The 12,994-nt window shown below is 51.3% G+C and carries 13 protein-coding genes, 1 tRNA gene and 1 pseudogene; 10 read left to right on the plus strand and 5 right to left on the minus strand.

The genetic code is table 11. From position 1 onward, the window contains the following. Nucleotides 1-102: 102 nt before the first annotated feature. Nucleotides 103-1,590: an EmmdR/YeeO family multidrug/toxin efflux MATE transporter gene (locus FDX14_RS11735; RefSeq protein WP_286364580.1), complete on the minus strand. Its 1,488-nt coding sequence runs from the start codon at nt 1,588-1,590 to the stop codon at nt 103-105. A gap of 160 nt (nt 1,591-1,750) precedes the next feature. On the opposite strand from FDX14_RS11735, the gene FDX14_RS11740 reads away from it, so the two are divergent. Further along, nucleotides 1,751-1,826: transfer RNA gene (locus tag FDX14_RS11740), tRNA-Asn, on the plus strand. Between the two features lie 25 nt (nt 1,827-1,851). Here FDX14_RS11740 and FDX14_RS25620 read toward each other — a convergent pair. Next, nucleotides 1,852-1,983 carry a hypothetical protein gene (locus FDX14_RS25620; RefSeq protein ID WP_256372627.1) on the minus strand — a complete coding sequence of 44 codons (132 nt, stop codon included), beginning with the start codon at nt 1,981-1,983 and terminating at the stop codon, nt 1,852-1,854. A gap of 280 nt (nt 1,984-2,263) precedes the next feature. Between FDX14_RS25620 and hinT the strand changes: the two genes are divergently transcribed. The 8 genes from hinT to FDX14_RS11780 all read left to right on the plus strand — a co-directional run bounded on the left by hinT (nt 2,264) and on the right by FDX14_RS11780 (nt 8,308). Continuing rightward, nucleotides 2,264-2,623 (plus strand): purine nucleoside phosphoramidase, encoded by a 360-nt coding sequence (hinT, locus tag FDX14_RS11745; protein WP_061381942.1) that lies wholly within the window; start codon nt 2,264-2,266, stop codon nt 2,621-2,623. 2 nt (nt 2,624-2,625) lie between these two features. Further along, the gene (locus FDX14_RS11750) at nt 2,626-3,000 is read left to right on the plus strand and encodes a YcfL family putative periplasmic lipoprotein (protein ID WP_042309115.1); all 375 of its coding nucleotides are present in this window, start codon (nt 2,626-2,628) and stop codon (nt 2,998-3,000) included. A 13-nt stretch (nt 3,001-3,013) separates the two neighbouring features. Next, the gene (gene lpoB, locus FDX14_RS11755; RefSeq protein ID WP_042309113.1) at nt 3,014-3,655 is read left to right on the plus strand and encodes a penicillin-binding protein activator LpoB; all 642 of its coding nucleotides are present in this window, start codon (nt 3,014-3,016) and stop codon (nt 3,653-3,655) included. Then, on the plus strand, nt 3,636-4,460 hold the full coding sequence (gene thiK, locus FDX14_RS11760; RefSeq protein WP_137349598.1) for a thiamine kinase: 825 nt from the start codon (nt 3,636-3,638) through the stop codon (nt 4,458-4,460). The genes lpoB and thiK overlap by 20 nt, the downstream gene beginning before the upstream one ends. A gap of 10 nt (nt 4,461-4,470) precedes the next feature. Then, nucleotides 4,471-5,496, plus strand: a complete 1,026-nt coding sequence (gene nagZ / locus FDX14_RS11765) for a beta-N-acetylhexosaminidase (protein WP_137349599.1) — start codon at nt 4,471-4,473, stop codon at nt 5,494-5,496. Nucleotides 5,497-5,517: 21 nt separating this feature from the next. Next, nucleotides 5,518-6,060: an alpha/beta hydrolase YcfP gene (gene ycfP / locus FDX14_RS11770; RefSeq protein ID WP_003030817.1), complete on the plus strand. Its 543-nt coding sequence runs from the start codon at nt 5,518-5,520 to the stop codon at nt 6,058-6,060. A gap of 235 nt (nt 6,061-6,295) precedes the next feature. Next, nucleotides 6,296-7,600 carry an NADH-quinone dehydrogenase gene (gene ndh, locus FDX14_RS11775; RefSeq protein WP_061381749.1) on the plus strand — a complete coding sequence of 435 codons (1,305 nt, stop codon included), beginning with the start codon at nt 6,296-6,298 and terminating at the stop codon, nt 7,598-7,600. A 168-nt stretch (nt 7,601-7,768) separates the two neighbouring features. Further along, the gene (locus FDX14_RS11780) at nt 7,769-8,308 is read left to right on the plus strand and encodes a glycine zipper 2TM domain-containing protein (protein ID WP_003030814.1); all 540 of its coding nucleotides are present in this window, start codon (nt 7,769-7,771) and stop codon (nt 8,306-8,308) included. Nucleotides 8,309-8,365: 57 nt separating this feature from the next. On the opposite strand, the gene FDX14_RS11785 is transcribed toward FDX14_RS11780, so the two are convergent. Together FDX14_RS11785 and comR are read right to left on the minus strand one after the other, a co-directional pair. Further along, entirely contained in the window at nt 8,366-10,546 is a 2,181-nt protein-coding gene (locus FDX14_RS11785; RefSeq protein ID WP_137349600.1) for a TonB-dependent siderophore receptor, read from the minus strand. Nucleotides 10,547-10,794: 248 nt separating this feature from the next. Next, complete coding sequence (comR, locus tag FDX14_RS11790; protein ID WP_061381747.1) at nt 10,795-11,430, minus strand: TetR family copper-responsive transcriptional repressor ComR; 636 nt, start codon at nt 11,428-11,430, stop codon at nt 10,795-10,797. Between the two features lie 243 nt (nt 11,431-11,673). On the opposite strand from comR, the gene bhsA reads away from it, so the two are divergent. Further along, nucleotides 11,674-11,931 carry a multiple stress resistance protein BhsA gene (gene bhsA, locus FDX14_RS11795; RefSeq protein WP_029139491.1) on the plus strand — a complete coding sequence of 86 codons (258 nt, stop codon included), beginning with the start codon at nt 11,674-11,676 and terminating at the stop codon, nt 11,929-11,931. Between the two features lie 85 nt (nt 11,932-12,016). Here the strand turns inward: bhsA and ldtC are convergent. Continuing rightward, nucleotides 12,017-12,969: pseudogene (gene ldtC / locus FDX14_RS11800) on the minus strand (L,D-transpeptidase LdtC). Nucleotides 12,970-12,994: the final 25 nt, after the last annotated feature.

Consider the following 12,994-nt stretch of genomic DNA (forward strand, 5'->3'; position numbering starts at 1 on the left):
GGAATCGTGTGAACGAGGCGCATATTAGCGACACCACTCAGTGATGTCAAAGCCTGAATCGATAAATTCAATCGTTTGCCGAAATATTCCCCATTTCGCCGATTATTCAGGCGCAACAGGTTGTTTTATGAACTTTTCCTGTTCGGGACGCGGGTATTTCCATAGCCAGCGGCCTGTCACCATGCGCCAGTAAAATAATACGGCGCGTACGGCCCAGTCGAAGAACATCCCTAACCAGACGCCGACTACGCCCCATCCTAAAACGATCCCCAGGGCGTAACCTACCACAACGCGACAGCCCCACATGCCCAGCATAGATACCCACATTGCAAAACGGGCATCGCGTGCGCCTTTAAACCCAGCAGGTAATACCCAGGAGGCTGCCCATATCGGCATAAATGCCGCATTGAGCCAAATCAGAATGACTATGACCTCTTTTACGTCCTGATCCTGGGTATAAAACGAGGCCATTACGCCAGCAAAAGGGGCGGTAAGCCAGGCAATGGCAGTTAAACCGATGGTCGACAGCCAGAATACATGCCGTAACTGGATTTCGGCCTGGGCAATCTGACCATTTCCTAAACGTCTGCCGGTAATAATTGTCGACGCAGAGCCTAAAGCGTTCCCCGGCAGGTTAATGAGTGCGGCAATAGAAAAGGCAATGAAGTTCCCGGCAATCACACTGGTGCCCATGCCTGAGACAAACATCTGCGTTAACAGTTTACCGCCATTAAACAGCACTGACTCGATGCTGGCTGGAATACCGATCCCCATCACCTCCCAGATAATGGCGAGGTTGAGTGGCTTAAAATAACTTTTGAAAGTGATACGTAACGCCGGATTAAAACCAATCATCAGTACCCAAATAATTGCGATCGCACCTATGTAGCGTGAAATGGTTAGTCCGAGTCCGGCCCCCACGAATCCCAGTCCTTGCCAGGAAAATACGCCGTAGATCAGGATGCTACTGATAATGATATTCAAAATGTTCATACCACCGTTGATCAACAGCGGTATTTTTGTATTACCCGCACCGCGTAGGGCACCACTACCGATTAACGCAATGGCTGCTGCCGGGTAGCTGAGCGCCGTCAGCTCCAGGTAGGTGAGTGCCAGAGCTTTTACATCGGGCGTCGCTTCACCTGCGACAACGTCAATAATTTGTTCACCAAAATAGTGAATGACCGCTGCCAGCACGGTAGCAAAAATCGTCATAATCACCAGCGATTGCCGGGCAGCAGCTCTGGCCCGGCGACGATCTCGTTTTCCCAGGCTAAAAGCCACAACCACCGTGGTACCCAGATCGATAGCGGCGAAAAATGCCATGATGACCATGTTGAAACTGTCGGCGAGTCCAACACCTGCCATCGCCTCTTTTCCCAACCAGCTTACCAGGAAAGTACTCAGGACACCCATCAATAGCACGCAGGTGTTTTCCAGAAAAATAGGCACGGCAAGCGGAGTGATTTCGCGCCAGAAGAGAACCTTATAACTCTTGCGTTTGGCATACCAGGGCGTGCGAGATGCGACCTGGCGTAAGGCTGCGGAGACGTTCAAAGTGGACCTTAAAGAAGAAAGTTGAAACCTCATTTCAAATGATGAGGGAGAATCCAAAAAGCTGCAAAGTTTTTTCCATTTAAAATGTCTGCAAATGCAACAAACTGTCGAGAGAAGCATCAATTGAGCGTTATTCAGGAAAATGGGGTTTGACAAAAAAAATTTCGCCGCTAAGATTAGCCTCCACAACGATTCCTCTGTAGTTCAGTCGGTAGAACGGCGGACTGTTAATCCGTATGTCACTGGTTCGAGTCCAGTCAGAGGAGCCAAATTTAAAAACCCGCTTAAGGAAACTTAAGCGGGTTTTTTGCTTTTGTTTTTGCTGCCAGGCGCAGTTACCTGGCAAGCTGCTTTTTGAGTTGAGCTATACAGTGTTGTTTTTCCACACTGAGTACCGGTGATTAGCACGCCAGTTGATTGCTCCATGTAATCCTCCTCTATGGGAGTATCATCGAGATTCTCTATAACCACTAACATTCCATACGCATACAGATGATACAGCACATATGAAATGTTGTTTCAGTACTATGCTTAAGCAATAGCGTAGGGAAATGGTTATAAGAGCGGCGCTGACCAGGGTTTTTGCTTAAAAAATCGAGGGTTAAAGTTGAAAGAGCGTGAGTAACTCGCTCATACTCTATACTCGCAGTGTTACCCGGCGTAGCATGACATAACGCTTGGGCTGTTAATGAAAAAGGAAAACGTCGTGGCAGAAGAAACTATATTCAGCAAAATTATCCGTCGTGAAATTCCGTCGGATATCGTGTACCAGGATGACCTGGTCACTGCGTTTCGTGATATTTCCCCTCAGGCACCTACGCATATTCTGATCATCCCTAATATCCTGATCCCCACCGTCAACGATGTGACGGCAGAACATGAGCAGGCGCTGGGCCGAATGATTACCGTTGCGGCGAAAATCGCGGAGCAGGAAGGCATTGCTGCGGATGGATACCGTTTAATCATGAATACCAACCGTCACGGTGGCCAGGAGGTGTATCACATTCATATGCACCTGTTGGGGGGACGTGCGCTTGGTCCGATGCTCGCACATAAAGGTCTTTAAGCATGACCAGAGGATGCATTGCACTTTCACTGGGTTTGCTGTTGCTGGCAGGCTGTCGCTCACACCCTGAAATTCCGGTTAGTGATGAACAGTCTCTGGTGATGGAATCAGCTATTCTGGCGGCGGGCATAACCGCAGAACAGCCCGTGTTAACAACATCTGATATTCAGGCTTCAGCATCCTCGCGACTCTATAACGAAAGACAAGAATCCGTCACCGTGCATTATCGGTTTTATTGGTATGACGCCAGAGGGTTGGAGATGCACCCTCTGGAAGCGCCACGCAGCGTGACTATCCCGGCTCATTCGTCGGTAACACTGTACGGCAGCGCCAATTATCTGGGTGCGCACAAGGTTAGACTTTATCTATATTTGTAAGGGGTGAATCTTGATGATCAAAATGAATCGCTACGCATTGCTTGCCGCGCTGGCGATGTTTCTCTCTGGTTGTGTGGCTCAACGTGAACCTGCGCCGGTAGAGGAAGTGAAGCCGGTACCGGAACAGCCCGCGCAGCCGCAACAGCCGGTACCGGTGGTACCAACGGTGCCAGGTATACCGCAGCAGCCGGGTCCGATCGAACACGAGGATCAAACGGCGCAGCCAACACCGCGTCAACGTCACTACGACTGGAATAGCGCAATGCAGCCGATGGTGGGTAAAATGCTGCAGGCCGATGGCGTCAAAGCGGGTGGTGTTCTGCTGGTTGATAGTGTGAATAACCGTACTAACGGTTCATTGAACGCTGGCGAAGCGACTGAAACCTTACGTAACGCGCTGGCGAATAACGGCAAATTTACCCTGGTTTCCGCCCAGCAACTGGCTGTCGCCAAGCAGCAGTTAGGTCTGTCGCCGAACGATAGCCTGGGAACGCGCAGCAAAGCGATTGGTATTGCCCGTAACGTTGGTGCGCAGTATGTGCTCTATTCCAGCGCATCTGGCAACGTCAATTCGCCGGCGCTGCAAATGCAATTAATGCTGGTACAAACTGGCGAGATAATCTGGTCAGGTAAAGGTGCCGTTCAGCAACAATAACAGATTGACGCGCGATGAAGTTATGTCGCGCTACTTTCCGCAGTATCATCCCGTCGTAGCCAGCCACCATGGCTTGAGCGGCGGGAGCTGCATAATCGAACATCAGACCCACCGCTTAGTGCTGCGCTGTCATCACGACCCCGACGCGCCGGAATCGCATTTTCTGCGCCAATATCATGCGTTAAAACACCTACCGGAAAATCTTGCGCCCCGACCTCGTTTTTATACGCGTGGGTGGATGGCAGTCGACTTTTTTCACGGTAAGGTAGAATCCAGATTACCGGACGCCGACGAACTTGCTGACTTATTGTATTATCTGCATCAGCAACCTCGGCTGGGCTGGCGAATCAGCCTGCTGCCGTTACTTGAACAGTACTGGCAGTGTGGTGATCCGGCGCGTCGTACACCACATTGGTTACGAGCGTTAAAGCGGCTAAGAAAAAGCGGCGAGCCCCGCCCTTTGCGGCTGGGGCCGCTACATATGGATGTCCACGGTGACAACATCGTACGCGCACCGTCAGGGTTGCGGCTGATTGACTGGGAATATGCCGGAGACGGCGATATCGCCCTCGAGCTGGCGGCGGTGTGGGTCAGTGATGAGCTCCAGCACCAACAGCTAGTCAGCGCCTATGCCCGACGAGCGTGCATTGAGCCAACCGTTTTGTGGCGACAGGTCAGGCGATGGCGACCCTGGGTAATCATGCTAAAAGCAGGGTGGTTTGAGTATCGCTGGCGACAAACCGGCGATCAACAATTTATCAGGCTGGCCGATGAAACCTGGCGGCAGCTAACAATGAAAGGATGAGGAGAGTAGTGTGGGCCCAGTAATGTTGGATGTCGAAGGGTATGAGCTGGACGCTGAAGAGCGTGAGATTCTGGCGCATCCGCTGGTAGGTGGGTTGATTCTCTTTACCCGAAATTATCATGACCCGGAACAGTTGCGTGAGTTAGTGCGTCAGATCCGTAGCGCGTCACGTAATCATTTGGTCGTGGCGGTTGATCAGGAAGGCGGACGCGTACAGCGTTTTCGCGAAGGTTTTACCCGCCTGCCTGCGGCCCAATCTTTTGCCGCGCTACACGGTCTGGAAGAGGGCGGCAAACTGGCTCAGGACGCCGGGTGGCTGATGGCCAGCGAAATGATCGCCATGGATATTGATATTAGCTTTGCACCGGTTCTGGACGTGGGTCATATCAGCGCAGCGATTGGCGAGCGCTCTTACCATGCCGAGCCGCTGAAAGCATTGGCGATGGCGACCCGTTTTATTGACGGTATGCATGCCGCTGGCATGAAGACCACCGGTAAACACTTCCCCGGGCATGGGGCGGTGACGGCGGATTCGCACAAAGAAACGCCAACCGATCCACGCGCAGAAGCTGAGATTCGTGCGAAAGATATGTCCGTGTTCCGGACGTTAATTACGGAAAACAAACTCGATGCCATTATGCCTGCGCACGTTATCTACAGCGACGTGGATCCGCGTCCGGCGAGTGGTTCGCCTCACTGGTTGAAGACGGTACTGCGTCAGGAGCTTGGCTTCGACGGCGTTATTTTCTCTGACGATCTGTCGATGGAAGGTGCGGCGATTATGGGAAGCTACGCCGAGCGTGGGCAGGCATCGCTGGATGCTGGTTGCGATATGATCCTGGTCTGCAATAATCGTAAGGGAGCGGTCAGTGTGTTAGATAATCTGTCGCCGATCAATGCAGAACGTGTTACACGTTTGTATCATAAAGGTTCATTTTCACGTCAGGAACTAATGGACTCGACACGCTGGAAGACGGTTAGCGCCCAGCTCAACCAGCTTCATGAGCGCTGGCAGGAAGAGAAAGCAGGTCATTAACGCACGTTTGGCGAGGATGCGATGATTATCTATTTACACGGTTTTGACTCTAATAGTCCGGGCAACCACGAGAAGGTGTTGCAGCTGCAATTTATCGACCCGGATGTCAGGCTGATTAGCTACAGTACGCGGCATCCTAAACATGATATGCAGCATCTGCTGAAAGAAGTGGACAAAATGCTGCAGCTTAATGTGGACGACCGTCCGCTGATTTGTGGCGTCGGTCTGGGGGGATACTGGGCAGAACGCATTGGTTTCCTGTGTGATATTCGTCAGGTGGTATTTAATCCTAACCTGTTCCCGTATGAGAATATGGAAGGGAAAATCGACAGACCTGAAGAGTATGCTGACATTGCGACAAAATGCGTGACCAATTTTCGTGAAAAGAACCGCGATCGCTGCCTGGTGATCCTCTCTCGCCATGATGAAGCACTGAACAGTCAGCGCTCGTCAGAAGAGCTGCATCACTTTTATGAGATCGTCTGGGACGAAGAGCAGACGCATAAGTTTAAAAATATCTCTCCGCATTTGCAGCGCATTAAGGCGTTCAAGACGTTAGGTTAAGCCTGATGAGTGTCTAAAAAACCAGCTTTCGGGCTGGTTTTTTTGTCTTTAACCTTCGGGTTGTCTATCTTTTCAGCATCAAAACTTGATGCACATCAATTTTGGTATGACCAATGCACCGTTCGTGTTATTCTCACTCTCGAAGGACATTTTCATTATCGTAACTTGTTGTTAATTAAAGGCTATGCCAATAACTTTTAATTAACAATTGGTTAATAAATTTGAGGGGGTCACGTTGACTACACCATTGAAAAGGATCGTGATTGTCGGCGGCGGTGCTGGCGGACTGGAAATGGCGACGCAACTGGGTAAAAAGCTGGGGCGTAAGAAAAAGGCCAAAATTACGCTGGTGGACAGAAACCACAGCCATTTATGGAAACCGTTACTGCATGAAGTGGCGACCGGTTCTCTGGATGAAGGTGTGGATGCGCTGAGCTATCTGGCGCATGCCCGTAACCATGGCTTCCAGTTCCAGTTGGGCTCGGTGGTTGATATCGATCGCGAAGCGAAAACCATTACTATCGCTGAGCTGCGCGATGAGAAGGGCGATCTGCTGGTTCCTGAGCGTAAAGTGCCGTATGACACGCTGGTGATGGCGCTGGGCAGTACGTCCAACGATTTCAACACGCCGGGCGTCAAAGAGAACTGTATTTTCCTTGATAACCCGCATCAGGCGCGTCGTTTCCACCAGGAGATGCTGAATCTGTTCCTCAAGTATTCCGCGAATCTGGGCGCTAACGGTAAAGTGAATATTGCCATTGTCGGCGGCGGCGCAACGGGGGTTGAACTCTCCGCGGAACTGCACAATGCGGTCAAACAGCTGCACAGCTATGGCTATAAAGGACTGACCAATGACGCGCTGAACGTCACATTGGTTGAAGCTGGTGAGCGTATCCTGCCGGCATTGCCGCCGCGGATTTCCAGCGCCGCGCACAATGAGTTAACCAAACTGGGCGTACGTGTACTGACGCAGACGATGGTTACCAGCGCTGACGAAGGCGGGTTGCATACCAAAGATGGCGAATACATTGAGGCCGACCTGATGGTGTGGGCCGCAGGGATCAAAGCGCCAGACTTTATGAAGGATATTGGCGGTCTGGAAACGAACCGCATTAACCAACTGGTGGTTGAGCCGACGCTGCAAAGCACTCGCGATCCTGACGTGTATGCGATTGGCGACTGCGCTTCCTGCGCGCGTCCGGAAGGTGGTTTTGTGCCGCCGCGCGCTCAGGCTGCGCACCAGATGGCGACCTGCGCGATGAACAATATTCTGGCGCAGATGAACGGCAAGCCGTTGAAAGCGTATCAGTACAAAGATCACGGTTCTCTGGTCTCGCTTTCTAACTTCTCTACCGTCGGTAGCCTGATGGGCAACCTGACGCGCGGTTCAATGATGGTAGAAGGCCGTATTGCGCGCTTTGTCTACATCTCACTGTATCGTATGCATCAGATTGCGCTGCATGGTTACTTCAAAACCGGCCTGATGATGCTGGTCGGCAGTATTAACCGGGTGATTCGCCCGCGTCTGAAGCTGCATTAATATTGACCTCAGGTGTCGGACGCTTTCACGCATCCGACGCCTTCCTTCAGAGTTCTCTGAATCATCTCGCTTTATCCCTTCCTTCCGCTATTTTCATCCGTAATCTGATTGGCATTCCTTACCTTCTGTTGCAAAGTTGTTGCTAATAGCAAAAAAGGAGGAAGTCCCGTGAATAAATCAATGTTGGCGGGTATAGGGATTGGCGTAGCTGCTGCGCTGGGTGTTGCAGCGGTGGCCAGTCTTAACGTTTTCGAGCGTGGCCCACAGTATGCGCAAGTTGTCTCTGCAACACCGATTAAAGAGTCGGTAAAAACGCCACGTCAGGAGTGTCGGAACGTGACGGTCACGCACCGCAAGCCGGTGCAAGATGAAAACCGTATCGCGGGTTCTGTGCTGGGTGCCGTAGCCGGCGGTGTTATCGGCCATCAGTTTGGTGGCGGACGCGGTAAAGATATTGCCACCGTGGCGGGGGCGTTAGGCGGCGGCTATGCCGGTAACCAGATCCAGGGTTCGATGCAAGAAAACGATACGTACACCACCACGCAGCAGCGCTGTAAAACGGTGTATGACAAATCAGAAAAAATGCTGGGCTACGACGTGACGTACAAAATTGGCGATCAGCAGGGGAAAATTCGTATGGATAAGGACCCCGGCGCGCAAATTCCGTTGGATAACAACGGACAGTTGGTACTGAATAACAAAGCGTAAAATAGCATTATCCTGAGCATTAGCCCCCCATTCGCTCAGGCTGGGGGGCTTTTTTTATCAGAAGGTTAAGGCGTAGTTCAGACCAAAGGTACGACCCCGGCCCTTGTATTCATACAGTGACGGGCTACCATAAGTTGGGCTGTACAGCAGTGGCGCACGTTGTCCCCATAGCGTGGTGTACTCTTCATTCAGCAGGTTTTCCACACTGAAGGTCAGCTTGCCTAACGGGAGCTGGTAGCTGCCGATAAAGTCCATGGTGTTATAGCCGTCCAGTTTATTGCCGCTGGCGTCACTCAGATCAAATGTTTGCTGGCTCTGTACTCGCAGCGACCACGGTTCAGGCGCCCAGCCGACCCATGCGGTTGCTTTAGATGGCGAAGCCAGAGTGACATCCCATTTCTGCCATTTACCGTTTTGTTTCACTTCGGATTTAATGACGTTGAAGTTGCCGCCCAGACTCCAGTCGGTATCGGCGATGAAATAATCTACCGCACCTTCCAGACCATAAATCCGACGATCGTCGGGCTGTACGTTTATGGTCATATCACTGCGGTTGATAACGATCGATTTATCCGAAGTGGAGTAATAAGCGGCGAGTTGCGTGCGCAGGCTATCGCCCGTGTAACGCCATCCCAGCTCGTACGAGTTAACTTTAATCCCTTCCAGTCGTGAATCCGCAACGTTGACGCTGCGTTGGAGTTGGTAATGATCGCCAACCAGAGAATAGGTACCATTACCGTAATATTTCCCCGGGTCCGGAAGCTCCACGCCCTGAGAGAAATTAAACCAGGTTTGCTGGCGCTCAGTCAGGTGGGCGAGGATCCCGGCGTTAAACAGGAAGTTATCGTAATCGGTTTTGCCGCCCGGAATGGTATCCGCGGAGTTTGCAAGGCCCGTCGCGATGCCCTGCTGTTGCGCATAGCCAACGAAATCATCAACCCTGTTTTCGGTCCATTGATAGCGTACGCCGCCACTGAGGGTAAAGATGTCGTTTATGTCATAGCTGTTTTGCAGGAAAGGTGCGAAGTTGGTGATGCTGTAACCAGGATAACGCCCGGTAGTATAGGCGGTACGGTTGTCCATGCCGCCGGAGGGCAGAGAGTAAGCCAGATCGAAGAATTTCTGATTGGAGTCGAAGGTTTCATGATCCGCATCGATACCCCACGTCAGTTCCCAGTCATCCATCACCTGGCTGTTGAGGGTGATTTTGGCACCGAACTGGTCGGTATCCTGCTGTGAGGCGGAGAAACTGGTGACCTTACCTTTGCTGAGCGTCGGGAAAGGATAGAATTTCAGCGATTCGTCGCGGTAATAGATTTGGCTGACCAGGTTCTGACCAAAGAAATCTGCATCTGAATATTGCAGGCTGATCAGGTGACGTTCGGTGCCGGGAATACGATCGGAGTTCAGTCCGCTGCTGGTATAAGCTTTACCATTTCCGGTCACGGCGGACATGTTCTCGCCGAGATCCAGCCCGTAATCTTCATCCCCCTGGCTCTTGTAGTACTGGGTAACCAGTTGCAATTGACGGTTATCATCCAGCTCAATCGTCCCGGTGCCCATCACGTCCAGACGATCGGAATGCTGCAGGCCGGTTTGGGTGTTATCCAGCAGCAGAGCATCGTGGTTTCCATCATACCAACCGCCAAACCGTTGATATGCTACGGACATACGACCGGATGCACGATCGGTTCCTCCGCTCACCGCGGCGGCGACGCGTTCGTCATGATCGTTACTGTTATTAAACCCGCTTTTACTGCCCAGTTCGAGTTCAACTTCACGCTCAGGTTGACCTTTTTTGGTGACGATGTTGATCAAACCGCCGGTACTTCCCCCGCCATATAGGGATGTTGCGCCTGAGATGACTTCAATATGAGCAATGTTAAACGGGTCAATGGAGTCAAGTTGACGGCTGTCGGTGCGGGAAGAATTCAGACGGACACCATCTATCAATACTACGATGGCGCGACCGCGCATGTTCATGCCGTAGTTGGTTCGTCCCTGACTGCTGACATCAATTCCGGGGATTAACTGAGCAAGAACATCCTTGAACTCTTTACCACCCTGAATTTGCTGTTCAATTTCGCTTCCTTCAATAACCCAGGTCGTTTGCGCCATTTCTGCCACGGTGCGTTGGCTACGGTTAGCGCTGACGATGAGATTCTCTTCCTCTGCCGCAATGGCCGGTAGGGTTAAAGATAGTAAGAGCGGATTGAGCACCCAGAGACGCTTATGCATTTGTATTCCTTTTAAAAAAGTCGGTCTGTTTTTGTTATTGCGGTAGAGAAACCGATAGTTACATTGGGAAACAGGTGTTAAAACAAATGCGAATATTGCTGATAATAATTGTCGTTATCAATACCTTTTTTAAAAAAAGATCTGCTAATGCGATGAAAACCATGGGAAATTAAGGGGTATTGGTACAAAAAACCGAGGGCTTTTGGCCCCCGGCGGTGTCATCTGTTCATGGAAGAGAGAGGAAAGGATTAAGCTTTGATGAGTTCGGGCCACAGTCGCAGGGTGGTGTGTGCGATCTGCATCAGTTTCTCAAATGACGCGCCTTCACGGGCGCTAATCGACATACCCTGTAAAATGCAGTTCAGATATTCGGCCAGCTTTTGCACGTCGCAGTGGGCCGGAATTTCGTCCCGCTGTTGGCGCTGACGAAGGAACTGGGTAAGCGTCTGTTCCTGCATCGCATGGCGTGATTTCACCGTGTGGGCGATCTCGCGAGAAGAAGCCGCCAGCGTCGCGGACGTATTAATCATAAAACATCCTGCTGGAGTATCTTTACTGGTAAAGCAGGTCGCTATGGCGGTGAAATAGTCTTCCAGTGCGGACTCCAGGCTTTTTTCCTCACAAAACAGCTGGGCTTCGTGTTTCGCCGCGAAGCGAGTTATATAGCGGTCCAGCACGGCACGAAACAACCCTTCCTTGTTGGTAAACTCCGCATACAGCGTGGGCGCTTTTGCACCGGTTGCTTCAACGAGATCGGCGAGCGATGTCGCTTCATATCCGTGCTGCCAGAAGAGTGTCATGGCCTTATCAAGCGCGGCTTCCCTGTCGAACACTTTTGGTCGGCCACGGCTTTTTTTTGCACAACCTGTCGTTTCAGTTGTCATGGCGCCGATGTACCTTAGTTGGGTTTATTGAATAACCATTATAAAAATATTCCCCCCCACACTCCAGCGGATTAGCGATAAAAATAATTTATAGCTATTAGCATGAAAAATAAGGTCTTTATGTTTTATATAACGATCATTATAAAAAAATGTTGACGTGTGACCTGGATCACATCTATGATTTACCTATCGATCGTTAAGTTAATCCTTACGACACCCATTCATCTGCAAAAGGTCACTATTATGAAAAACGTAAAAACTCTGTTTGTTGCTGCTGTTCTTAGCTCACTGTCATTTGCCAGCTTCGCCGCTGTTGAAGTTCAGGCCACGCCTGCAGGGCAACAGAAAGTTGGTACTATCTCTGCAAATGCGGGGACGAACTTAGGTTCTCTGGAAGATCAACTGGCGCAGAAAGCGGATGAGATGGGCGCGAAGTCTTTCCGTATAACTTCCGTTACCGGTCCTAACACCCTTCACGGGACTGCAGTTATCTACAAATAAGATTTAACCCATCGCAATGCCACTGCGAGTTAAATAAAAACCCCCGCGGAAAAAAATCCAGCGGGGGTTTTTTTATGCGTAACGTTTACATCGGTTGTTGAACCACGTCGTGATGACGGGTGACATCGACCGGCATGCCTGAGCGGATCTCCATCGCATGTTCCATGACGGCTGGGTCCGTTTGCGCCGCGTTCTTAAAGGTCTGCATTGCGGCATTCAAAACGATTGGCAACAGTTGCGGGTCGTCATTGATCTTTTCTGACAGCGGCTGGTGCACTTGCCGTTAGGTTCGACTGAGGCTTTGATCGGTGTATTAATGATATTGACCTTGGTTCCTGGCTTCACTTGACGGAACAGGGTTTCGATATCACCGTCGCGCAGACGAATACAGCCAGAACTGACGCGCATGCCGATGCCAAAGTCAGCATTGGTGCCGTGCAGCAGATAAACGCCGCCGTATGCGGCTAAGCGAATCGCGTGATGGCCCATCGGGTTATCTGGCCCGGCAGGGACAACGGCAGGAAGATCGATGCCGTTGGCTTTATAGCGCGCACGGATATTTGCTGTAGGCGTCCAGGTGGGGTTGGCGCGTTTATCGGAAATGGTGGTTACCATGGTGGGGGTCAGCGTATCACCGCCTAACTGGCCAATGCCGATAGGATATACGGTCACCGAATTTGTTCCCGGCTGGTAATAATAAAGACGCAGTTCGGCGAGGTTGATGACAATGCCTTCGCGCGGTGCATCCGGTAACAGGGTTTGCAATGGGATCGTCAAAACGCTGCCGGGGCGAGGTACGAAAGGATCAACGCCGGGGTTAGCCTGCAACAGCGCTAAAAAGCCGACGTTGTATTTTTTCGCAATCGCTTCGAGAGAACCGCCATTGTCTTCGACAACGTGAACGGCATTCTGTCCCACCAGGCGGCTTCCCGGCGGCGGCAGCGGCCAGGTGTTTGCCTGAGCCGGAAGTGTTAACGCGAAGGTCGCTGCAAGCGTAAAAAACGCTAACCAGCGAGAGAGTCGTTTATTGTTTAACATCACCATAAATCCATTGTTTTTACGT

The organism is Citrobacter sp. wls710 (assembly GCF_005281115.1).
GTDB lineage: Bacteria > Pseudomonadota > Gammaproteobacteria > Enterobacterales > Enterobacteriaceae > Citrobacter > Citrobacter werkmanii.